The sequence below is a fragment of the Bifidobacterium sp. LH_424 genome, assembly GCF_056356895.1.
Genome location: NZ_JBKEVC010000009.1, coordinates 114,090 through 137,357, shown reverse-complemented (window position 1 = coordinate 137,357; position 23,268 = coordinate 114,090). Strand labels below are relative to the sequence as shown.

Below are 23,268 nucleotides of genomic sequence, written 5' to 3'. Positions count from 1 at the left end.
CAGGATCCCGTTCGACTTGCATGTGTTAAGCACGCCGCCAGCGTTCATCCTGAGCCAGAATCGAACCCTCCACAAAAAACATTGCAGAAAGACATCGACAGATGACTCTCACTAAAAACAATTGACGGAACATCCTATAAGGAAGGACGTTCGCACAAAAACCCCGACCCCCATCAAACCCCCTCGGGTACTCGAAAACGAGCGGGAATCGGACTGGCAATCATTGACTATAAAGAAGTAAGTAGTACAACACACTCTTGAGTTCTCAAACCACCACCACACGCCGAACACCCCGGAAACCAACCAACAGGAAGGAACCCCGACCGCTCAGCGGCAGCGAATGAATAACCTACACCACACCGACCAACACCGCAAACCAGCATGCGAAAAACACGCCCGAAACGTTGCAACGACGGCGTTCCCACGGCGTGTCGAAAACAAGGGCCCAAACCCCCTACACCCACCAGCCTACCCGGCCACACACCACCACACACACCCCAACCAACACAATTCACCCACAACCAACCACACATTCACCCAACCCGACAACCCCCACAGCCCGCCCCGGCGGGCAGCTCCCCCTCACAGGGGGAGCAGACGTCGTCAAGGTCGCGCCCGGCGAGAACGGCCCGGCAGCTCCCCCTCACAGGGGGAGCACACTCTCCCCCACCCGGCCCCGCCGGGAGCCCCCTCAACAGAGGGGGCCCAAGACGACGACGCCCCACGCACATACGAAAAGATCCCCGGCTCCTTACGGAACCGGGGATCTTCAATACGTCACGGCATCACGCCGAAACGGCGTCACACCATAGCGACGGCATCAGGCAACCGCGTTCGGGTCGACCGGGATGCCGGGGCCCATCGTGGAGGTGATGGTCGCCTTGGTGATGTAGCGGCCCTTCACGGTGGTCGGCTTGAGGCGCTTGACCTCGTCGGCGACAGCGCGGAAGTTCTCGTCCAGAGCGGACTCCTCGAAGGAGGCCTTGCCGATCAGGAAGGAGAGGTTGCCGTTCTTGTCGACGCGGAACTCGATCTTACCGGCCTTGATGTCCTTGACGGCCTTGGCGACGTCCATGGTCACGGTGCCGGTCTTCGGGTTCGGCATGAGGCCACGCGGACCGAGCACACGGCCGAGGCGGCCGACCTTGCCCATCATGTCCGGGGTGGCGACGACGGAATCGAAGTCGAGGAAGCCGCCCTGCACCTTGGCGATGAGCTCGTCGTCACCGACGATGTCGGCGCCGGCCTCCTGCGCCGCGGTGGCCTGCGGGCCACGGGCGAAGACGAGGACCTTGACGGTCTTACCGGTGCCGTGAGGCAGGCTCACGGTGCCGCGGACCAGCTGGTCGGCCTTGCGCGGGTCGACGTTCAGGCGAAGCACCGCTTCGACGGACTCGTCGAAGTTGCGGGTCGGCATGCTCTTGAGCAGCGCGATGGCCTGGTCGGGGGTGTACAGGTTGTTGCGATCGACCTTCTCGGCCGCCTCAAGGTACTTCTTGGAATGCTTAGCCATCTGTCCTTCTCCTTATCAGTCGGTCACCGTGATGCCCATGGAGCGGGCGGTACCTTCGATGATCTTCATGCCGGCCTCGATGTCACGGGCGGAGAGATCGGCCATCTTGGTCTCGGCGATCTCACGAACCTGCGCCTTGGTGACGGAGCCGACCTTGTGGGTCAGCGGGTTCTCGGTGCCCTTGTCGATGCCGGCGGCCTTCTTGAGCAGAGCCGCGGCCGGCGGGGTCTTGAGGATGAAGGTGAAGGAACGATCTTCGTAGACGGTGATCTCGACCGGGATCACCTGTCCCATCTTGTCCTGCGTCTGGGCGTTGTACGCCTTGCAGAAGTCCATGATGTTGACGCCGTGCGAACCGAGCGCAGGGCCCAGCGGCGGGGCCGGGTTGGCCTTGCCGGCCTGGATCTGCAGCTTGATCAGCGCGGTGACTTTCTTCTTGGGAGCCATGTTATGGTTCTTCTTTCTATAACGCGGTGCAATCGGTCGCCGTCCGTCCGCACGCGCCGCCGAAGCGATGCGTGGCCGTCCGCACGGTCTCCTCCCGCAACTTATATCGCTGTGCTGTGCTAGCGGGTCTCCCCTCCAGACACAAACCATCCCATTATGCGGTGCCGTCCCGACATCGTCGACGTCGTCGACACGCGAAAGGGGCCGTCGGGAGAGCGATGCTCCCGACGGCCCCTTTCCCGCGCGATGGCGGCGTCCGCGCGACGCCGGCGTACCGGCCGCGCGCGGATGTCGCCTCACACGCGAGTCACCTCACGCGACTCACTTCGAGCTTTCGTGCTGGACCTGCGCCTTGCGCACGGACTCCTCGGCGGAGGCGATGATGTCCTCGGCCGACAGCGGCTTGAAGCGGCACCACAGTTCGAACGCGACGCCCACGACCAGCATGACGATGCCGGTCCACAGGTTGATCGCGATGCCGTTGGTGTCGGCGCCGTTCATGTTCGGCGCGACGATGCCGACGATCGTGACAATCACGCCGTAGATGATGAACAGGATGGCGATGAGCCGGCGCAGATCGTTGTTGCGCGCCGCCTTGACCGCCTGGTCCTTCTCGGCCTGAGTCAGCAGGTCCTTGCCCTGAGTCTCTTCTGCCATTGCAAACTCCTTAAGACGTTCCTACGTACTATGGGTCAACCCGATGGGTTTAGAAGAACGGGATGTAGAAGACGAGGCCGAGCACGAAGATCACGGTGCCCAGGATGAGCGGCTTCTTGTACCACGGGACCTTCACGGTGGCGACGTCCTTTCCGGCTTCCTTCGCGGCGCGCTTGGCGTCCTCAAGCTCCTCGGCGGAGGCCTCCTTGAAGTACTTGATGCCGTTGGTGCCGAAGGTCAGGCCCTCGAGCTCCTTGTCGGTCTTGGACTTGGTGAACGGCGTGAGCACCGCGGCCACGAACCAGGTGGCCAGGCAGGAGATGATGGCGCCGTACCAGGTCTCGGCGGTGGCGGAGCCGAAGATCGGGCTGCCGGCGGCGACGGACTGCAGGTACAGGATGTAGGTGATGAGCGGGGCGATGATGCCGCACACGTAGCCGACGGTGCCGGCGATGTTGGAGACGCGCTTCCACACGAGGCCGAGGATGAACACGGCGAACAGCGGGGCGTTGAAGAAGCTGAACAGCGTTTGCAGGTACGTCATGATGTTGCCGAACTGCGACGCGATCCACGCGGTGAACACGGAGATGAACACGCCGATCACGGTGATGATGCGGCCCATGTTCAGGTAGTACTTGTCGTTCTGGCCGGGCTTGACGTAGTCCTGCCACAGATCGTAGGTGAACACGGTGTTGAACGAGGAGACGTTCGCGGCCATGCCGGCCATGAAGGAGGCCATCATGCCGGTGATGGCGACGCCGAGGACGCCGTTCGGCAGGTACATCTTGAACAGGTACGGGATGGCTTCGTTGTACTGCAGGACCGGGTGGGCACCGGAGAACAGGTTGCCGACGGTGGCGGCCGCGATCATGCCCGGGATGATGATGATGAGCCAGATGAGCATCTTCGGGATGGCGCCGAGGATAGGCGTCATGCGGGCTGCGGTCATGCTCTTCGCGGCGAAGGCGCGCTGCACCTCGGTGAAGTTGGTGGTCCAGTAGCCGAAGCCGAGCACGAAGCCGAGGCCCATCAGGATGGAGAACCAGTCGCCGCCGACTGGGTTGGTCACGTTGCCGATGCCGGTGCCGGCCCAGGCGTGGATGGAGCCGCTCCAGCCCTTCATGCTGTCGAGCTTGGCGGTCAGACCGCTCCAGCCGCCCACGTGGGACAGGCCGATGACGGTGACCGGGATGAGGGCCGCGACGATGACGAAGAACTGCATGACCTCGTTGTAGATGGCGGAGGTCAGGCCGCCGAGGGTGATGTAGGCGAGCACGAACACGGCGGACACGATGATGGCGGTCCACTGGCTCCAGCCGAGCATGGCCTGCAGGATCAGGGCCATGGCGTACAGGTTGATGCCGGCCTGCAGGATGGTGGACACGGCGAAGCAGAGCGACACGATGACGTGCGCGCCCTTGCCGAAGCGCTGGTACATGAATTCAGGCACGGAGCGCACGCCGGAGCCGTAGTAGAACGGCATCATGAAGATGCCGAGGAACACCATGCCCGGCACGGCGCCGATCAGGTAGTAGTGGATGGTCGGCGTGCCGATCTGGGCGCCGTTGGCGGCCATGCCCAGGATCTCGGTGGCGCCCAGGTTGGCGGCGCAGAACGCGAGGCCTGCGATCCAGGCCGGCATCGAACGACCGGCGAGCAGGAAGTCCTCGGAGGACTTCTGCTGCTTGTGAATCGAGTAGCCGATCCAGACGATCATGGCGAAGTAGATGATGAGGATAAGCCAATCCACCCAGCTCAGCGACAGGCGAATCGCGGATTCCCCGGCAGCAAGATCAATCATGCCGCTCCCTCTTTCCTAGAGTTGTTCTTCCTTGAACACAGGCATCGGTCTCACTGCCGATGTTTGCGTTACCGGTATTAATATAAACCCACCTTTACAAAATCGCAACTTGTATCGAACATATTGCTATTTATTTCAAACAATCCAAGACAAAGACGAACTAATCCGCACATTTCCGCCGTTTGCGCGTGCATTTCCGGCGCGCATGACCGCGTGCCGCATACCGTTCCGGCGGCCGTTCCGCGTTCGCGGACGCACTGAGAACATTGGCATCAACCGGTTCGATTCCGCCGGCCTCGCCCCCCGCCTGTCTCGCAAAGAAATGTAAGATACCTCACATTTCCCCCACGATGTGCGATTCCCGCGCATCGCACATACCCCCAAATACGAAAAATCCCCGCCCAAGGCGGGGATTCCAAGAATGTCAGTTCACTGAGGTTTGGCGACACGTGCGACGGCAAGGCGCACCGAGGGAAGCGGTACCAAGGTACCGCGACCGAGGAGCAACGAAGCTAACGCTCCATCGTTGGATTTCAGTCGAGCTTCTGGACTTGGTTGAAGCCAAGCTCCACCGGCGTATCGCGGCCGAAGATGGACACGAGCACGGTGAGCTTCTGCGTGGTGGGCTCGACGTCGGAGACGACGGCGGCCATGGTGGCGAAGGGGCCGTCGGTGACGGTGACCTGGTCGCCGATGGCGTAGGAGACCTCGACGGTGCGCTTCTTGGCGGCGGCGGGCTTGTCGCCGGCCTTCTTGAGCGCTTCGGAGGCAATCATCGGGGCCATCATGGCGACGACTTCCTTGCGGGAGAGCGGGGCCGGGTCCTTGGTGGGGCCGACGAAGCCGGTGACGCCTTCGGTCTCGCGGACGATGCGGCGGGCGTTCTCGTCGGGCCACATGCGGATGAGCACGTAGCCGGGGACGCGCACGCGGGTGATGACCTTCTTGCCCTTTTCGGTGTGCTTCTCGACTTCCTCCATCGGGACTTCGATCTGGAAGATGGTGTCTTCGAGGCCGAAGGACTGGATGCGGGATTCGACGTTGGTCTTGACGCGCTTCTCGTAGCCGGAGTACGTGTGGAGCACGTACCACTTGCCATCGAGAGTGCGCAGCGACTTGGAGAACGCTTCGACGGCGGCCTGGCCGGCGTCGGTGGCCTCGGCCTGCTCGGATTCGTTGGTCTCCTGCTCCTCATCATCGTCGAGGGAGATGGAGGGCGTTTCGACGGAGGCGACCGGGGTCTCGGAGGACTCGGACGCTTCGGCCGGAACCTCGGAGGCGGTCGCATCGGATTCCGCGGTCTCGGAAGTCTGGGCGGCGGCATCGGCGGAAGCCGTGTCGTCGGCGTTCACGTCGGCGGCCTCGGCCGGAGCGGTCTCCGGCAGGTCGGGCAGCGCGTCGAGATTCTCGAGATTCACTTCATCACTCATGCGTATTCACCTTCGGGTTTCGTTGTCGTGTGTCAGTACGATCAGCCGAACACCCACAGCGTAAGCTTGCCCAGACCGTAGTCCATGCCGGTGACGAGCGCCATCAGCAGCAGCACGAAGATGAAAACGGCCAGAGACCAGAAGAACAGTTCCTTGGCGGTGGGGGTCACGACCTTGCGAAGCTCATCGATGATCTGCTTGATAAACAGACCGATGCGCATGAAGACGTTCGGCTTGATGGCCTTTTCGCTCTTGCTAGCCTTCGCCATATTCATCCTTCGCTCAGGGTATTCATAGATCCTTGGCAGGGAAGGCGGGACTCGAACCCACAACCTACGGTTTTGGAGACCGTTGCGCTACCAATTGCGCCACTTCCCTAGGTGAAAATCACCTTGCTCGGCATCCTCGAGAGAACGCTTCGCCCGGCGAAAACCGCCAAGCAGATATAGTAGCGGCTCGTCCGGAATCCGTCAATTCGAGGTGTCCACATACAGAGAATCCCGTGTCAAAACCACGGGATTCCAACGATGTTACGGCATGTCGCGATCTACGCGAAACGCACGCGTCACGCCTCGACGTACGCCTTCATGCGGCGCATGCCCTCGGCGAGCTGGTCGTCGGCCAGCGCGTAGGAGAAGCGCAGGTAGCCGGGCGCGCCGAACGCCTCGCCCGGGACGGCGGCGACGTGCGCCTCGTCGAGCAGCGCGGCGGCGAACTCGGAGGAGGAGTGCGAGACGGTGCCGTTGGGGCCGAGCGGCTTGCCCAGCAGCGCGGTGATGTCGGCGAACGCGTAGAACGCGCCGGTCGGCGTCGGGCAGTTCACGCCCTCGATGTCGTTCAGCGCGGCGACGATCGCCTTGCGGCGCACGTCGAACGCCTCGCGCATGCGGTACACGGCGTCGAGCGGGCCAGAGACAGCGGCGATGGCGGCGCGCTGGGATACGTTCGCCACGTTGGAGGTCATGTGGCCCTGCAGCTTGGCGGCGGCCTTGGCGACCGGCTCGGGGGCGATGAGCCAGCCGACGCGCCAGCCGGGCATCGCGTAGGTCTTGGCGACGCCGTTGAGCACGATGAGCTGGTCGCGCACCTCGGGCACGGCGGTGCCGATGTACGTGGTGTGCGCGTCATCGTAGTTGAGGTGCTCGTAGATCTCGTCGGAGATGACCCACACGTGGTGCTCGATCGCCCACTTGGCGATGCCTTCGATCGTCTCGGCGCTCCACACGGCGCCGGTCGGGTTGTTCGGGGAGGTCACGATGATCGCCTTGGTGCGCTCGGTGCGGGCCGCCTCAATCGCGGCGAGGTCCGGTTCGAAGCCGCGGTCAGCCCCGGCGAACACCTCGACCGGCTTGCCGCCAGCGAGCTTGACGGCCTCCGGATAGCTGGTCCAGTACGGCGTCGGGATGATGACCTCGTCGCCCTCGTTCAGCAGGATCTGGAACGTCGAGTAGACGGCCTGCTTGCCGCCGTTGGTCACGACGACCTGATCGGGCGTCACCTCGTAGCCGGAGTCGCGCAGCGTCTTGTCGGCGATGGCGCGACGCAGCTCGGGCAGGCCCGGCGTGGGCGTGTACTTGTAGTTCTTCGGGTCGCGGCAGGCGGCCGCCGCCGCGTCGACGACGTAGTCGGGCGTCGGGAAGTTCGGCTCGCCGGCGCCGAAGCCGATGACGTCGAGTCCGGCGGCCTTCATGGCCTTCGCCTTGGAGTCGACGGCGAGCGTGGCGCTCGGGGTCACGTGATTGATACGGTCGGAGAGAGTCTGCCAATCAGCCATAGTCATGGCTCCCACAATAAACCCGGGGAGCGAAAAAGGGAACAGTCCGACGGGCTGTTCCCCTGGTGAGTCGGCGACGTTTCAGACAAGCACGAGATTGTCGCGGTGGACGAGCGGATGCGCGTACTCCTCGCCGAGGATGCGCTTGAGCTGCGTCGTGTTGCGTCCGAGCATGCGCGGCACCTCCTCGGAGTCGTAGCCGGCGAGTCCGCGCGCCAGATGCGTGCCGTCCTCCGCGTCCACCCACACCGGGTCGCCGGCGGAGAACGCGCCGCGCACCTCGACCGCGCCGGCGGCGAGGAGCGACGCGCGTCCGCCGCGCACGGCCTCGGCCGCGCCGGCGTCGACGATGATCGTTCCGCGCGGCTCGGCGGCGAAGCCGATCCACAGCCGTCGCGTCGAGCCACGGCGCTTCACCGGCGCGAACGCGGTGCCCACCGGATCGCCCATCAGCGCCGGTCCCGCATTGCCCGCGCACGTGAGCACGGTGGGGATGCCGGAGACGGCCGCGACGCGCGCCGCCTCCAGTTTCGTGACCATGCCGCCGGTGCCGACCTTCGAGCCGGTCCCGCCGACCTTCACCTCGCCGAGCGCGTCCACGACGTTCGGCACGTAGCCGATGCGTTTCGATCCGGGTTCCGACGGCGGGGCCGTGTACAGGCCGTCGACGTCGGTGAGCAGGACGAGCGCGTCGGCGCGCACGAGGTTCGCGACGAGCGCCGACAGTCGGTCATTGTCGCCGAAACGGATCTCGTTCGAGGCGAGGGAGTCGTTCTCGTTGATGATCGGCACGACGCCCAGGTCGAGCAGCCGGTCGAGCGTGCGCTGCACGTTGCGGTACTGGGTGGCGCGGATCGTGTCCTCCGCGGTGATGAGGATCTGCCCAACACGCACGCCGAACCGGCCGAACGACGCCTCGTACTGCGCCATCAGCAGGCCCTGGCCGACGGCCGCGGTCGCCTGCTGCGTGGCGACGTCGGCCGGTCGCGCGTCGAAGCCGAGCGGGCCGAAGCCCGCGGCGATGGCGCCCGACGAGACGAGCACGACGCGCGCGCCCATCAGGTGCGTCGAGGCGAGCGCGCCGACCAGCGCGTCGAGCTTGCCGGCGTCGAGATGGCCGTCCGCCTGCGTGAGCGAGCTCGAACCGACCTTGACGACGACGGTCTCCGCCTCGGCCACCCGCCTGCGGATCTCGGCCTGTGATGGTGTGGACATGATTCCCCTTCCGTTTCGGCTCCCTCTGACGAGGGAGCTGTCGGCTGCAAGCCGACTGAGGGAGAGATCCGCATGCCCCCCGGGTGGTCTCTCCCTCAGTCCCGCTGCGCGGTCCAGCTCCCTCGTCAGAGGGAGCCACGATGACTACTGCTCTTCGATGTCTTCGCCGCGACCGAACAGGCTCTTCTCGTCGTGGCGGTCGTCGTCGATGGACGGGTCGGCCCAGTGGCCGGCCTTGCGTTCCTTCATCATCGCCTCGCGCACGGCGGTCTTCGCGTCCATCATCGCGTGGTATTCGCGACGGCGTTCCGCGTTCGTGCGGCGGCGGGAGCCCGGCTGTTCGGCGTCGAGACGCAGATCCTGGCCGCGCGCGCCCAGCGGCGCGCCGTCGAGACGCTCCGCGCCGGCGGCGATGGTCGGATCCCAGTCGAAGTCGACGGCACGGTCGCCGCGGCCGATGCGTACCTCGTCGCCCGGCTTGGCGCCCTTGCGGCGCAGCTCGTCCTCGACGCCCAGCTTGGCGAGACGGTCGGCGAGGTAGCCGACGGCCTCGTCGTTGTCGAAGTTGGTCTGCTGCACCCAGCGTTCCGGCTTGCGTCCGGTGACCTCGAACCAGAATTCGCCGAGCTTGTTCTCCTTGCGTTCGACGGTGAAGTCGACCGGGGTGCCGTGCTCGTCGGCGGAACGACGGCGACGCCCGCGCGTCTCCAACGGCTTGATGACGACGCGGGTCTCCTCCTCGGCCTGCTCGCGCTTGGCGACCTCGTCGCGCATCTCGGCGACCATCTCGGCCAGCGCGAAGTTGAGCTCCTTCAGGCCCTCGTGCGAGGCGGTGGAGATGATGAACACCTTCATGCCCATCTTCTCGAATTCGGGCTTGACGAACTCGGCGAGCTCCTTGGCCTCCGGCACGTCGGCCTTGTTGAGGATGATGATGCGCGGACGCTCCGGGATCGGGATCGCTCCGAGCGGCAGTTCCAGCGAGCCCGCGTATTCGGCGAGCTCGTGCTCCAGCGCCTCGTAGTCGCTGACCGGGTCGCGACCGTCCTCGAGCGTCGCGCAATCGATGACGTGCGCGATGATCTCGGTGCGTTCGATGTGGCGCAGGAATTCGAGGCCCAGGCCCTTGCCCTGGGAGGCGCCCGGAATCAGGCCCGGCACGTCGGCGATCGTGTAGCGGCGGTCGCCGGCGATGACCACGCCGAGGTTCGGCACGAGCGTGGTGAACGGGTAGTCGGCGATCTTCGGCTTGGCGGAGCTCATCGCGGCGATGAGGCTCGACTTGCCGGCGGACGGGAAGCCCACGAGCGCCACGTCGGCGATGGACTTGAGCTCGAGAATCACGTCGCGTTCCTCGCCGAGCTCGCCGAGCAGGGCGAAGCCGGGGGCGCGGCGCGTGCGGTTCGCCAGCGCGATGTTGCCGAGGCCGCCGGCGCCGCCTTCGGCGGCGATGAAGCGGTCGCCCTCATGGCGCAGGTCGGCGAGCTCCTCGCCGGGGTGCTTGGGGCTCCCCTGCTCGCCCTTGGCCGTGAAGATCACGGTGCCGCACGGCACGGGCAGGATCAGGTCCCTGCCCTTGACGCCGTCCTTGTTGTCGCCCAGGCCCATCGTGCCGCTGGGCGCGACGCGGTGCGGCATGAAACGGTAGTCCAGCAAACTGGTCGCGTTGCGCGTCGCCTCGAAGATGACGGAGCCGCCGTCACCGCCGTTGCCGCCGTTCGGGCCGGCCAACGGCTTGTACTTCTCACGGCGGATGCCGGCCGAGCCGTTGCCGCCGTCGCCGCCCTTCACATGGACGGTCACTCGATCCACAAAATCACTCATAACTTGTTACCCTATCCTGACCCTTGGTTCATGGTCGTTCGAAATACGCCGGATACGAAAAAGCCGCGTCCTTGCGGGCGCGGCTTCTCGAAACGCTTGTCGCTGAAATCTCAGCTGGTCGCTCAGGCGGCGATGACGTCGACGACCTTGCGGTCACGACGGACGCCGAACTTGACGGAGCCGTTGGTCAGCGCGAACAGGGTGTGGTCCTTGCCCATGCCGACGTTCTGGCCCGGGTGGAAGTTGGTGCCACGCTGGCGGACGATGATGTTGCCGGCGACGACGGCCTCACCGCCGAACTTCTTCACACCGAGGTATTGAGGATTTGAATCGCGACCGTTACGCGAGCTGGAAGCACCCTTCTTATGTGCCATGATCGTTTCCTTTCGGTACTAATTAAGCTTGTTTGGAAAACCTGCTGTCAAGAACTCAGGCGATCTCGGTGATCTTCACCATCGTCAGCTTCTGACGGTGGCCCTTGCGGCGGGCGACGCCGGTCTTGTTCTTGTACTTCTGGATGTTGATCTTCGGGCCCTTGGCGTCGTCCTTCACGACCTCGGCCTTGACGGAGACCTTGGCGAGATCAGCGGCGGCGAGGGTGACGTTCGCACCGTCGACCACGAGCGCGACCGGGAATTCCACGGTATCGCCCTGCTTCGCGTCGAGACGGTTGACGAGGATGACGTCGCCGACCTCGACCTTTTCCTGATGGCCACCGGCCTTCACAATCGCGTACATAATCGTTCCTTTATTGAATTGGCAAGCTTCTTGCCTGACTCACCCGGATATGCCGGGCTCGCGGTCAGACACCAACAGTCGAACTTACACCGACGCGCGGACTAACGCAACCGTGTTCCGTCCGCGTGTCAGGTGTGGATGTGTTATAGGGGTCTCTCCCCCAGTCGGCTTCGCCGCCAGCCCCCTCGTCAGAGGGGGCTGAGAGAAAGCGGGCTCAGTCGTCGTTGCCGGCGGCGACGGCCGCGGCGGCGATCTGGGCGAGCTTGGCCTTCACGTCCGGCGTGGAGCCGGCCGGCTCCGGCGCGGGGGTGGTGCCGCGGCCATGCTTGTTCGTCTTGACGAACGGGTCGCCGCCGCGCAGCGCGTACGGGTCGTCGTAATCGGCGTTGACGATCGGCTTGTCATGCAGGATGAAGCCGCGGCCCTTGCAGGTCGGGCACTCCTCGGAGAACGCCTCCACCAGGCCCTGACCGATGCGCTTGCGCGTCATCTGCACGAGGCCGAGCGAGGTGACCTCCGCCACCTGGTGCTTGGTGCGGTCGCGCGCCAGGCATTCGACGAGTCGGCGCAGCACGAGGTCGCGGTTGGCGGGCATCACCATGTCGACGTAGTCGATCATGATCATGCCGCCGATGTCGCGCAGACGCAGCTGGCGCGCGATCTCCTCGCTGGCCTCGAGGTTGCATCGGGTGACGGTCTCCTCGAGCGACTTGCCGCGGCCGATGAAGCGACCGGTGTTCACGTCGATCGTGGTCATCGCCTCGGTGCGGTCGATGACGATCGAACCGCCGGACGGCAGGTACACCTGACGTTCCATGCCCTTGCGGAGCTGCGAGTCGATCTGCCACTTGTCGAACACGTCCTTGCCCTGATGGTCGGCCGGATCCCACTTCTCCAGCTTGTCCTTCAGGTCGGGGGCCATCGTGTCGAGGTACTCCTCGATGCGCTCGTACACCTTGTCGCCCTCCACGATGAGCTTCGTGAAGTCGTCGTTGAAGATGTCGCGCACGACGCGAATCGCCACGTCCGGCTCGCCCTGCAGCAGCTTCGGACGCTTGCCGTGCCAGAACTCCTCGCGCTTGGCGTTGATGCGCTCCCACTGGCGCACGAGGCTCTCCAGATCCTTGACGATCGCCTCCTCGCTCGCCCCCTCGGCCGCGGTGCGGATGATCACGCCCATGTCCTTCGGGGCGATCTTCGAGACGATGTTCTTCAGGCGGGAGCGCTCACGCTCCGAAAGCTTGCGGCTCACGCCGGTCATGCCGCCGGACGGCACGAGCACGAGGAAGCGGCCGGCGAGCGTGACCTGCGAGGTCAGTCGCGCGCCCTTGTGGCCGATCGGGTCCTTGGTGACCTGCACGAGCACCGGGTCGCCGGACTTGAACGCGAGTTCGATGCGGCGCGGCTGGCCTTCGAGGCGCGTCGCGTCCCAGTTGACCTCGCCGGCGTACAGCACGCCGTTGCGCGCCTGGCCGATGTCGACGAACGCCGCCTCCATGCTCGGCAGCACGTTCTGCACGCGGCCGAGGTACACGTTGCCGACGGTCTGCACCTCCTGGATGTCGGACACGTAGTGCTCGACGAGCACGTTGTCCTCCACCACGGAGATCTGCGTGTGCTGTTCCTTCTCGCGCACGACCATCAGGCGTTCGACGTTCTCGCGGCGTGCAAGGAAGTCCTGTTCCATGAGCTGCGACTGGCGGGAGCGTTCGCGGCGGTTGTCGCGGCGGCGCTGCTTCTTGGCCTCGAGTCGGGTCGAGCCCTCCACGTCGGTGATCTCGTCGATGTACTGCTGCTTGCGGGAGCGGCGCGCGACGATCTGCTCGTCGTCGCCTCCCTTGTTGCGGCGGCGACGGCGACGGCGCGTGACCGTCTCCTCCTCGTCGCGGGAGGCGCGCTCGTCACGCTCGTCGCGATCGTCGGTCTCGCGCGCGGAACGCTCGTCGCCGGACGTCTGGTCGGCCTTGTTGCGGCGGCGACGACGGCGGCGCGTGCGCGTCTCGTCGGCGTTCTCGTCGTTCTCCTCCTCGTCGATCGGACGGTAGGAGATGTCGTCGAGTTCGAGGTCCTCCTCGATCTGCTCGACTTCGGCGGCGGCGCGGCGCTCCTGCGCGTTGAGGCGGCGGTTGCGGCCGCGGCGCGTGCGCGTCGAGCCGGATTCCTCGTCCTGAGTGTCGGCGGCGTCGCGGTCATCACGCTCGTCGCGTTCCGAACGCTCGTCGCGGTCGTCGGCGCGCGTGTCGGCGGCGTCGCGGTCGGCGCGACGGCGACGGCGCGTGCGGCGGCCCTCGCGGGCGCCGTCCCCGCGCTCGTCGTCATGGTCGGAGCCCTCGCGCTCGTCGCGGGATTCCGTCTCGTCGTCGTCATCGTCGCGCGTGCGCGCCGATCCGGCCGGCAGCACGGGCTCCTGGAACAGCAGCGAGGTCATCGGCTTGGCGCGGCGGCCCCCGTTGTCGCCGCGATCGTCGCGGTCATCACGCTCGTCGCGATCGTGGATCGGCAGCACGTCGAGCAGCTCCTCGGCGCGTTCCAGCTGCTCGTCGTCGTCCTCGCGGTCGTCGCGGCGGGAACGGGAGTAGCGCGGGTAATCGTCGTCATCGTCGTAGTCGTCGTGCAATGCGGCGCGACGACGGCGCGAACGCACCGGACGATCGTAGTCGTCATCGTCGCGGGAGACGCGACGACGACGGCGCGACGGACGATCGGCCGGCTCGACGTCATCATCATCGTCGTCGAAGCGGGCGCGACGACGGGAACGCGACGGACGATCGTCGTCACGGTCGTCGTCATCGTCGTCGAAGCGTGCGCGACGGCGCGAACGGGACGGACGATCGTCGTCATCGCGATCGTCTCGGGAGACGCGACGACGGCGCGAACGCACCGGCGCCTCGTCGGCGTCGTCGGACGCGACGGGCGCGTCGTCGGACGACGACGCATCGGCGGTCTCCGACGGCTGGTCGGCGGCCGGCAGCTTCGGCTCCTCGAACATCGGCGCGGAGTGGTCCTCGACCTTCAGTTCGAGCGACGCGCCGGCGGCACCGGCGCCGCGCACCACGCGACGGCCGCCGCGACGGCGACGGGCGGGCGCGGGGGACGTGGACGACGATGCGTCGGCGGAGGAATCGGCGGATTCGGGTACGTTGATGTTCAGGGCGCCGACCTCGTCGGCCCCATCGTTGTTCACAGTGGGCACAATGCTCCTCGCCGGCATGCTGCACCATGCCAGGCCTTACTCAGGCTCGCTGCGGCTGTCACACCACGCTCTCACCGTGGCCGCGCATCGATTGCGCCCGCAGAAGCAAATCCAGTCAAAGTCTGTGCGGCTCGGACGGCGGACACCGGCGCTCGCGCGAAGGTTCGGGGGAAAGACCCGATGCGAGGGGATCGACGCCATCTGGCACGTCGGCGGCTTGCAGAACCGCCATCCTCCAGTATGCCACAACTTTGAGCGGAGCGTGTTCACGCACGGCCCATGTCTCCCGACGAATCAGACGAGCCAGGCAAGGAGGATGTCGGCGAGGAGTGGCAGTTCGGAGGCGGGCAGCTGCTCGTCGTGCTTGTGGGCGAGCAGCGGGTCGCCGGCGCCGAGGTTCACGGCCGGGATGCCGAGCTGCGAGAAGCGCGCCACGTCGGTCCAGCCGAGCTTCGCCAGAGGCTCGCGGCCGGTGCGTTCGCGCACGAGGTCGGCGAGCGAGACGGCGAGCGGCGCGTCCATGCCGGGGCGGGCGGACGGCGACTCGTCCTTCATCTCGATGCCGTAGCCCTCGAACACGCCGCCGGTGGCGACATGCTCGCCGTTGCCGAGTTCGGCGCCCGCGTCCGCGCCCATCATCAGTGCCTTGGCCTCGGGCAGCGTCTTGTCCGGCGCGAACCGGTAGTTGACGTGCACGCGGCATTCGTCGGGGATCACATTCGTGCCCTTGCCGCCGGAGATGAGCGTGGCGTTGAGGCCCTCGCGGTAGGTCAGGCCGTCCACCTCCACGTCCGCCGGCTCGTACGCGGCGAGACGGTTAAGAATGCCCGCCGCCTTGTGGATCGCGTTCTCGCCCATCCACGCGCGGGCGGAGTGCGCGGCGACGCCGTGCGTGACCACGTCGAAGCGGATCGTGCCGTTGCAGCCGCCCTCGATGCCGCAGTTGGTCGGCTCGCCGATGATCGCGAAATCGCCCTGGATCCAGTCGGGATGGCTTTCGACGACCTTCCTCAGGCCGTTCTTCTCGGCGGCGACCTCCTCATGGTCGTAGAAGACGAACGTGAGGTCGGCCTTCGGCGTGGTCTCGGGCGTGGAACCGTCAAGCACGGCGGCGAGGTACAGCATGACCGCGTCGGACGCCTTCATGTCGGTGGCGCCGCGCCCCCACAGCACGCGTTCGCCCGGGTGGGCGGCGGCCACGTCCTCGCGGATGAGCGGGTCGCCGGGTTCGAGCCACTTCGGCGGGAAGTTGTCGATGACCGGCACCGTGTCGATGTGGCCGGCGAGGATCACGCGGGAATCGCGTCCGAACGCGGTGGAGGCGACGACCGTGTCGCCGTGGCGGCGCACGTCGAGATGCGGGTAGGTCTTGAGGAACGACTCGATGTCGTCGGCGAGCGCGGTCTCGTCGTCGCTGACGGAGTACACGCCCATGATCTGGTCGAGCAGGGATTCGAGCTGTTCGCCGCGCGGCGCGGCGGTGTTCAGGGAAAGCGTCATGCCGTCCATCCTAACGGCGCGACGGCGCACGCAAGACGCGCGTCCCGTTTTCACTCCCCTCGGCCGACACCCCCTCAGTCGGCTCCGCCGACAGCTCCCCCTGAAGGGGGAGCAGCATACTGACTCCTTGCTCCCCCTTTGAGGGGGAGCTGGCTCGCGCAGCGAGACTGAGGGGGTCTCCGCCGCGCGTCCCGGCCATTGGTTGAGATTTCGGGGCGGATGGCGGGCCGTTGTGCCACACTCAAGGTGACGGTTCGTAAGAAATCAAGGAATCACAACGATATATCACAACGATATAGAGGGGGCTTTACGGGTATGCCGGGTCTGTTGAGCGCGATGCAGGGGTTCTGCGTCATCGGCATCGTGATTTTCGTGGGCTATGTGGCGGCGCGCATGCGCATCGGCGGCCCGAGCGCGCAGATGGTGCTCAACCGCTTCTCGTTCTTCGTGTCGAGCCCGTGCCTGATGTTCGCGATCCTGTCGAAGGAGCCGATCTTCGACATCTTCCACCCGTCGATCATCGTGGCGTTCCTGTCGGCGCTGCTCGTCGGCGTCGTGTTCCTCGTCCTCAATCGCATGTTCTTCCATCTCAAGGCCCCGGACGCGACGATCGGCGCGCTGAACTCGCTGTACCTGAACTCGAACAACATCGGTCTGCCGGTCGCCACGTACATCCTCGGCAACGGCGCGCTGGTCGCGCCGATCCTCGTCATGCAGCAGGCGCTGTTCACGCCGATCGGCCTGACCGTACTCGACGTGACGACGAAGGGCAAGGTGTCGCTCAAGGAGATCGCGAAGCAGCCGCTGCACCAGCCGCTGCTCATCGGCTCGCTGCTCGGCATCGTGGTCTCCGCGCTGAACGCGAAGCTGGGCTGGTTCCCCGTGCCGAACTACATCTACGACCCGATCAACATGATCGGCGAGTCGGCGGTGCCGATGATCCTGATGGCGTTCGGCATGTCGTTGCACGGCACGAGGCCGCTGCAGCAGAAGGGCGACATTCCCGCGATCTTCACGGTGGCGGCGCTGAAGAACGTCGTGATGCCGATCATCGCGTTCCTGCTCGCCTACTTCATGATGGGCTTCCGCGGGCCGGAGCTGTACGCGTGCGTCGTGCTCGCCGCCCTGCCGACCGGCCAGAACGTGTACAACTACGCGGCCCGCTACAACGTGGGTCTCACGTTCGCGAGGGACGGCATCCTGATGAGCACGATGACCAGCCCGATCTTCATCGCCGTCATCGCGGCGCTGCTGAGCTGACCTCCTCCAGCGAATCCACGATCGGGCAGCCCATGTCGCGCGGCAACGGCACGCGCGCGCACGCCTCGACGCCGACCGCCTGTGCTCCGGCGGCGAGCGCGGCCGTCAGCCCTCCCGCCGAATCCTCGAAGACGAGGCAGTCGCGCGGATCGACGCCGGCCAGCCGCGCGCCGGCGAGGTAGGGCGCGGGGTCGGGTTTGTGCGCGAGCCCGTCGTCGCCGGCGACGAGTCCCACGAACACGCCGGCGGGCGCGGCGGCGATGACGCGTTCCCCGAGCGAGCGCGGCGAACCGGTGACGAGCACGGACGGCACGGATGCGGCGCGCAGGGCGAGCATCAGATCCCACGCCCCCGGCGTCCACGGAATGGAGGAGGCGTCGTTCCCCGCGCCGCGATCCGCGCCGGCTTCGTACATGGCGGTCACGTCGGCGACGAGTCCGCGTATCACCGCGTCGGCGCTCTCCCCCACGCCTGCCTCGCGCAGGACGCGTGCGCAGACGGGCAGCGGCGCGGCGGTCATCGCGCGGCTCAGTGCATCGCTCCAGACGACGCCGTGGCGTTCGGCGCACCGACGTTCGGCCTCCACCCACATCGGGTCGGAGTCGACGAGCGTCCCGTCGAGGTCCCACAGCACGGCCCGTGGTCTATATGTGCGGCCGCCCGCAGTGATGGTGATGCGCGGCATGGCGTCTGTCCCGTTCATGATGTTCCTTTCGCAGCGGACGCGTTTCGCCGCACGCCGCCGGTCACGCCGTGGGTTCCGCCGATTCCGCCGTCGTCCTGCCGCCGCGGCGGAACGCCAGCGGCGAGACCCCGGTCTTCCGTTTGAACGCGGCGCACAGCACGGACGGCGAGGAGAACCCGCAGGCGGCGCAGATCTCCTTCAGTCCGGCGTCCGTGTTGGCGAGCAGATACTGCGCGGCGTCGATGCGCGCCTGCATGACGTAGGCGTGCGGCGTGTATCCGGTCTGCGCCTTGAAGACGCGGATGAAGTTGTATTCGCCCATGTAGGCGAGGGCCGCTAGGTCGGCGACGGGCAGCGGTTCGTCGAGATGCTGCCCGATGTATGCGACGACGCGTCTGATGTCGTCCTGTTCCTGCCGCCGGTCCGCCTCGATCGTATTCTCGGGGGCCAGCATCTCGCACAGGATGTCGTTGATGGTCTTGCCGAGGACGGGCTCGCAGATGCGCTCCCCGTCGGCGAACACCTCGTGGATGCGGGCCAGCCGGTTGATCGCGTATGCGGGGTTCCTCAACGCGAAGGTCGTGCCCAGCCGGGCGTGGATCGCGTCGTAGTACGGCCGCGCCGCCTTCCCGTCGAAGTGCAGCCACAGCACGTCACTTTCCTCCAGCGCCCGGTAGTAGTGATACGTGTAGCAGTCGAGCAGCGCGAAATCGCCGGCGTGCGCCGAGCTCTCCTCCTTCCGTTCCCCGGTGCGGAACGTGAACGACCCGCTGTTGAGGTACATGATGAGGAAGCTGTCGTAGGCGGCGCGTTCGGTGGTGTGGCCCGGCCGGTAGCGGTACAGTCCGGTCTGCAACGGGTAGAGGAAGGTGTCGCGCGCTACGAGGCTGGGCGTGTGCACGTAGTAGTCGTAGCTGTCGGCCCATACGAGGTGCTCGGCCGCGTCGGCGTATTCGATCTCGTTGATGTCCATCGGCCGGCCTCCTCGCTCTCCCCACGTCGCACCGGTTTCCCAGTGTAGCGCGGGGAGACGGGAGGCCGGCCCGCCGCCGCATCGTGCGGATGGTCCGATCCGGGCGGCTACGCCTTGCGCAGCACGGTCTCGTAGACGGGCGTGACCTCGACCGATTCGAGCGCGGCGATGCGTCCGTCGGCGCGTTCCATGCGCGCGGCCATCGCCGATTCGACGTTGACGTTCGCGCCTTCGCGGATCGGCGTGATGGTCAGGACGAGCCGGCCGCGGGCGTCGGCGAGACGGGACGCGCAGTCGCGCAGTCCCACCTCCCAGGTGTCGCCGTTCGCGAAGTTGTCGTCGACGAGCACGCCGTCGCACCACAGCCAGCCGATGTCGCCGGCGTAGCGGATGCGCAGGCGCGCGTCGGCCATGCCGTCGCCGCGCGCCGCGCCGTCCGCGAGCGCGTCGACGAGCGTGTCCGGCAGGTCGATGAGGTAGCGCGTGTCGGACAGCCGCGTGACGGTCGCGGCGGCGCGCACAAGTTCGCGCGTGACGGTGCGGGAGGCGAGGTAGCCGTCCGGATAGGCGGTGACGTCGACGTGGGCCGCGGTCGATTCGACGACGAGACGGCCGCCGGTCTCGTAGACGACGGCGCCGTCGTTGACGATGCTCGGCCGTGCCGGATCCTGCGCGACCGGCGTGCCGGCGAAGACGAGCGCCTCGCCGCCGATGACGGTCATCGTGTCGGCCTTGGCGCGGCTGACGCACACGATGTCGACCGCGTGGCCGGCGTCGTCGCGCGCCTCGAACCGTTCGAGGTCGGCGTCGGCGGCGACATGCCGCACGTCGCCGCCGGCGAACCGGAACCAGCAGTCGTCCATGCCGTCGGGACGCAGGAAGACGAACGTGCGGCGCGACGAGCCCGGCGTCGCGATCACGGTGACCGGCTGCGCGGTGGCGGCTTCGAGCAGGACGCCGTCCAGGTCCATGTTGAGCGGCAGCACGCAGTTCTCGTCCGCGGCGAGCGAGACGCCGTCGAACGTGACGGTCGCGCCGGAGGCGAGCGTGATCGCGATGGTCTCGCCCTTCTTGGCCGTCATCGTGTCATGGTCCTGGAAGTTGTCGATGAAGACGAAGCCGCGTTCGCCGTCGGTGCGCACGCACCAGCGCAGCGTCTCCTTGTCACGCGGGTCGATCGCGGTCTGGCCGTCGGGGACGGCCACGCCGAGCGGGCACAGGCGGTCGGCGAACGCGAGGCCGAAGTAGTGGAGCGCCTTGCAGCGGCGATACGATTCGCGGGCCTGGCCGAACTCGCCGAGCGCCGCCTGGAAGTCGTAGGAGATCTTCGGTGTCTGGCTCTCGTTGAGGTAGACGCCGTCGCCGATCGGGTTCGAGCCTCCCTGGAACATGTAGTAGCCGAGGAAGTTGCAGCCGGACGCCATCTTGATGTTGGCCATCGCGTCCACGGACTTCATGGGCAGGACGAACCGGTAGTTGTACGAGCTGAACATGCCGCCGCCCATCTCGCAGCAGGCGTACGGCTTGGTCTCCGGCTCGTAGGTGGGGTCGAACTCCTCGCCGCGGGGGCAGTCGTTGGAGTGGAAGTCGCGGTACAGGTACTCGTCGGTGACGGGGTGCTCGCCGGCATCGCCGTAGAACAGCCACGGGCGGTACGCGTAGCCGCCCCACAGCGGCAGCACGTCGTCGGGCACCGGGGAGCCGCCCCAGCCGGTGTTCGTGTAGAACGGCACGGAGATGCCCTCCTCCTCGGCGATGCGGCGCAGCGCGTGCACGTAATCGAAGCCGTCGTGGCCGCCGGGCACCCATTCGTCCGAGATGCCGGTGGTCATCTCCCACGGCGCGGACGAGTGCATGTACTCGTTGTCGAGCTGGGCGGCGACGATCGGGCCGCCGTCCTTGAAGTAGAGGCCGTCGAGCTGGGCGGCGATGTGCGCGTACAGGTCGTGCACCTTCTCGAGGAAGCCGGGGTCCATGGAGCGCACCTCGTACGGCTTGCCGTACATCCAGTCGGGGATGCCGCCGTTGCGCACCTCGCCGTGGTCGAAGGGGCCGAGTCGGACGATTACCTTGAGCCCGTGCCGGGCGCACAGCCGTACGAAGCGGCGCAGGTCGCGGCGTCCGGTGAAGTCCCACTCGTTCTCGTGCTCCTCATGATGGTTCCAGAACACGTAGGTGGCGACCACGTTGACGCCGCCGGCGGCCATCTTCGCGAGCTGGACGTCCCAACGGTCCGGGCTCATGCGCGAATAGTGGAATTCGCCGCACACGCCGTAGAACGGCTTGCCGTCGAAGGTCATGTAGTAGTTGGTGAAGTCGATGGCGGTGCCGTCGGGGGCGACGCCCCAGTCGTTGCGGGTGATGGGGAACGGGACGATGCGCTTCGGCTCGAAGTCGGTCAGGTCGAGGGTGTTGAGGGTCATGGGAAACCTTTCTGGTTGCGGGGGCGTCAGCCCTTGACCGATCCGGCGACGAGGCCGGAGACGATCCACTTCTGGCAGAAGATGAAGAAGACGAACACGGGGACGAGGGCGATGAACGTGATGGTCATGAACAGCGGCCAATTGGTGGTGAACTGTCCCATCGCGTTGAACACCTGGAGGACGAGGGTCTGCTTCTCGACGGAGGAGATGTAGATGTTCGGCGTCATGAAGTCGTTCCACGTCCACATCGTCTCGAACACGATCACGGTGGCGAGAATCGGGCGGCACAGCGGCAGGACGATCTGCCAGAAGATGCGCAGGGAGCTCGCGCCGTCGAGGCGGGCGGCCTCGAACAGCTCCTGCGGCAGGCCTCGCATGTAGTTGACGATGAGGAAGTAGCAGAACGTGGAGGCGCCGGTGTACAGCACGACGAGGCCGAGCAGCGAGTCGACGAGGCCGAGCGAGGACTCCATCTTGTACTGCGGGATGAGCAGCACCTGGCCGGGCAGCACGAAGGAGAGCAGCAGGAACGAGCCGATGGCGGCGGTGAACCGGCTCTTCTTCTGGACCATGCCGTAGGCGGCGAGCGAGCCGATGAGCACCATCAGCGCTACGGAGACGACGGTGACGATGATCGTGTTGACGGTCGCCTGGATGATCGGCAGGTTCTCGAACGCGTACACGTAGTTCTCGAACGTGGGGGCCTTGGGCAGGCCGAACGGGTCGAGCGACATGTCCGCCGAGTTCTTGAACGTGTTGACGATGACGATGTACAGCGGGATGGCGCAGATCAGCGCGAGGGCGATCATCACCACCGACAGGATGCCGGCGTGGAGGCGCTTGCGCTGCCCCATGCTCATGCGCCCGCTCGTCTTGCTCTTGCTTGCCTTGCTCATGACAGCCTCTTTTCGATTGCGTTGGTGGCGACCTGCTGGAGGGCGACGAGGACGACGCAGCAGATGAAGAACACGACGCCGAGCGCGGAGCCGATGCCGTAGCGGCCGGAGCCGATGCCCGTGACGATGATGGACTGGGTGACGGTGTAGGTGGAGGAGCCGGGACCGCCGGAGGTCAACGCGAACGGCAGGTCGTAGACCTTGAGGCCGCCGGTGAGGAGCATGAACACGGACACGCCCATCGCGGGGACCATCTGCGGCAGCGTGATGTTCGTGAACTGCTGCCAGGTGGAGGCGCCGTCCACCTGCGCCTGCTCGTAGAGGTCGGCGGGCACGGCCTGCAGGTAGGCGAGGTACAGGGTGGCGTGCCAGCCGATCTGCGCCCACACGGCGATGAAGATCACGCAGAACTTCGCCCATCCCGGCTGGGAGAGGAACGGCACGGTGTCGAAGCCGAGCTTGTCGAGGATCATGTTGACCGCGCCGGTCTTCATCGGGGAGAAGATGTACTGCCAGACCAGGCCGAGCACGACCATCGACGGCACGGACAGGAAGAAGAACACGGAGCGCACGAAGTCGCGGCCGAAGAACTTCCTGTTGAGGACCACGGCCAGCGGCAGCGCGATCGCGGTGATGAGCACGGTGGTGAGGATCGTGTACATGAGCGTGAAGCCGAGGCCGTTGAGCAGCGTGGGATCGTGGAAGATCTGCACGTAGTTGTCGAGGCCGACGAACTTCGCGGTGGCGAAGTCGTAGCCGCCGTAGTCGGTGAAGCTGTAGACGATGCTCTGCGCGAACGGCACGAGCATGATGACGACGTACACGAGGAGGATGGGGGCGAGGAATCCGAGCGAGGTCAGGTTCTCCGCGAGGTTGCGGCGTCTGCGGGCGTTGCCGTGGACGGTTTCGGTCGATGGATCGGACATGGTTTGCGCCTTT

At 66.2% G+C, this 23,268-nt stretch carries 19 protein-coding genes, 1 tRNA gene and 1 rRNA gene; 1 reads left to right on the top strand and 20 read right to left on the bottom strand.

The annotated features are described in order from the left end of the window. The 15 genes from AC1AYP_RS08390 to dapE form a co-directional block, all read right to left on the bottom strand. Window positions 1-76: ribosomal RNA gene (locus AC1AYP_RS08390) — 16S ribosomal RNA — on the bottom strand; the annotation flags it as partial. Between the two features lie 744 nt (window positions 77-820). Further along, window positions 821-1,513, bottom strand: a complete 693-nt coding sequence (rplA, locus tag AC1AYP_RS08385) for a 50S ribosomal protein L1 (protein WP_476502716.1) — start codon at window positions 1,511-1,513, stop codon at window positions 821-823. 15 nt (window positions 1,514-1,528) lie between these two features. Next, the gene (rplK, locus tag AC1AYP_RS08380; RefSeq protein WP_476502717.1) at window positions 1,529-1,960 is read right to left on the bottom strand and encodes a 50S ribosomal protein L11; all 432 of its coding nucleotides are present in this window, start codon (window positions 1,958-1,960) and stop codon (window positions 1,529-1,531) included. Between the two features lie 321 nt (window positions 1,961-2,281). Beyond that, on the bottom strand, window positions 2,282-2,617 hold the full coding sequence (locus AC1AYP_RS08375; protein WP_476547508.1) for a hypothetical protein: 336 nt from the start codon (window positions 2,615-2,617) through the stop codon (window positions 2,282-2,284). Between the two features lie 49 nt (window positions 2,618-2,666). Beyond that, on the bottom strand, window positions 2,667-4,418 hold the full coding sequence (locus AC1AYP_RS08370; protein ID WP_476502719.1) for a sodium:solute symporter family protein: 1,752 nt from the start codon (window positions 4,416-4,418) through the stop codon (window positions 2,667-2,669). A 533-nt stretch (window positions 4,419-4,951) separates the two neighbouring features. Then, a complete protein-coding gene (gene nusG / locus AC1AYP_RS08365) occupies window positions 4,952-5,848 on the bottom strand; it encodes a transcription termination/antitermination protein NusG (protein WP_476502720.1) in 897 nt (298 codons plus the stop codon). 41 nt (window positions 5,849-5,889) lie between these two features. Next, window positions 5,890-6,117 carry a preprotein translocase subunit SecE gene (gene secE / locus AC1AYP_RS08360; protein WP_476532598.1) on the bottom strand — a complete coding sequence of 76 codons (228 nt, stop codon included), beginning with the start codon at window positions 6,115-6,117 and terminating at the stop codon, window positions 5,890-5,892. Between the two features lie 33 nt (window positions 6,118-6,150). After that, window positions 6,151-6,226 (bottom strand) — tRNA-Trp (locus AC1AYP_RS08355). A gap of 187 nt (window positions 6,227-6,413) precedes the next feature. After that, window positions 6,414-7,622, bottom strand: a complete 1,209-nt coding sequence (locus AC1AYP_RS08350; RefSeq protein ID WP_476502722.1) for a pyridoxal phosphate-dependent aminotransferase — start codon at window positions 7,620-7,622, stop codon at window positions 6,414-6,416. Between the two features lie 81 nt (window positions 7,623-7,703). Beyond that, window positions 7,704-8,837 carry a glutamate 5-kinase gene (gene proB / locus AC1AYP_RS08345; protein WP_476502723.1) on the bottom strand — a complete coding sequence of 378 codons (1,134 nt, stop codon included), beginning with the start codon at window positions 8,835-8,837 and terminating at the stop codon, window positions 7,704-7,706. A 144-nt stretch (window positions 8,838-8,981) separates the two neighbouring features. Next, window positions 8,982-10,661, bottom strand: a complete 1,680-nt coding sequence (gene obgE / locus AC1AYP_RS08340; protein WP_476502724.1) for a GTPase ObgE — start codon at window positions 10,659-10,661, stop codon at window positions 8,982-8,984. A gap of 122 nt (window positions 10,662-10,783) precedes the next feature. Next, window positions 10,784-11,035, bottom strand: a complete 252-nt coding sequence (gene rpmA / locus AC1AYP_RS08335) for a 50S ribosomal protein L27 (protein WP_476502725.1) — start codon at window positions 11,033-11,035, stop codon at window positions 10,784-10,786. Window positions 11,036-11,090: 55 nt separating this feature from the next. Further along, on the bottom strand, window positions 11,091-11,399 hold the full coding sequence (rplU, locus tag AC1AYP_RS08330) for a 50S ribosomal protein L21 (RefSeq protein ID WP_476502726.1): 309 nt from the start codon (window positions 11,397-11,399) through the stop codon (window positions 11,091-11,093). A 214-nt stretch (window positions 11,400-11,613) separates the two neighbouring features. Beyond that, a complete protein-coding gene (locus AC1AYP_RS08325) occupies window positions 11,614-14,610 on the bottom strand; it encodes an Rne/Rng family ribonuclease (protein ID WP_476502727.1) in 2,997 nt (998 codons plus the stop codon). A gap of 276 nt (window positions 14,611-14,886) precedes the next feature. Further along, complete coding sequence (gene dapE / locus AC1AYP_RS08320; RefSeq protein WP_476502728.1) at window positions 14,887-16,092, bottom strand: succinyl-diaminopimelate desuccinylase; 1,206 nt, start codon at window positions 16,090-16,092, stop codon at window positions 14,887-14,889. Window positions 16,093-16,407: 315 nt separating this feature from the next. Here dapE and AC1AYP_RS08315 point away from each other — a divergent pair, with 315 nt between their 5' ends. Then, window positions 16,408-17,352 (top strand): AEC family transporter, encoded by a 945-nt coding sequence (locus tag AC1AYP_RS08315; RefSeq protein WP_476547504.1) that lies wholly within the window; start codon window positions 16,408-16,410, stop codon window positions 17,350-17,352. Here the strand turns inward: AC1AYP_RS08315 and AC1AYP_RS08310 are convergent. From AC1AYP_RS08310 to AC1AYP_RS08290, 5 genes are all read right to left on the bottom strand, one after another. Then, complete coding sequence (locus tag AC1AYP_RS08310) at window positions 17,330-18,055, bottom strand: HAD family hydrolase (RefSeq protein WP_476547502.1); 726 nt, start codon at window positions 18,053-18,055, stop codon at window positions 17,330-17,332. The two genes, AC1AYP_RS08315 and AC1AYP_RS08310, sit on opposite strands and share 23 nt — an antisense overlap. A 43-nt stretch (window positions 18,056-18,098) precedes the next feature. After that, on the bottom strand, window positions 18,099-19,010 hold the full coding sequence (locus AC1AYP_RS08305; protein WP_476547500.1) for an AraC family transcriptional regulator: 912 nt from the start codon (window positions 19,008-19,010) through the stop codon (window positions 18,099-18,101). Between the two features lie 107 nt (window positions 19,011-19,117). After that, window positions 19,118-21,433 carry a beta-galactosidase gene (locus AC1AYP_RS08300; protein WP_476547498.1) on the bottom strand — a complete coding sequence of 772 codons (2,316 nt, stop codon included), beginning with the start codon at window positions 21,431-21,433 and terminating at the stop codon, window positions 19,118-19,120. Between the two features lie 26 nt (window positions 21,434-21,459). Then, window positions 21,460-22,293, bottom strand: a complete 834-nt coding sequence (locus AC1AYP_RS08295; RefSeq protein WP_034527133.1) for a carbohydrate ABC transporter permease — start codon at window positions 22,291-22,293, stop codon at window positions 21,460-21,462. Between the two features lie 32 nt (window positions 22,294-22,325). Then, a complete protein-coding gene (locus AC1AYP_RS08290; RefSeq protein ID WP_476547496.1) occupies window positions 22,326-23,255 on the bottom strand; it encodes a carbohydrate ABC transporter permease in 930 nt (309 codons plus the stop codon). Window positions 23,256-23,268: the final 13 nt, after the last annotated feature.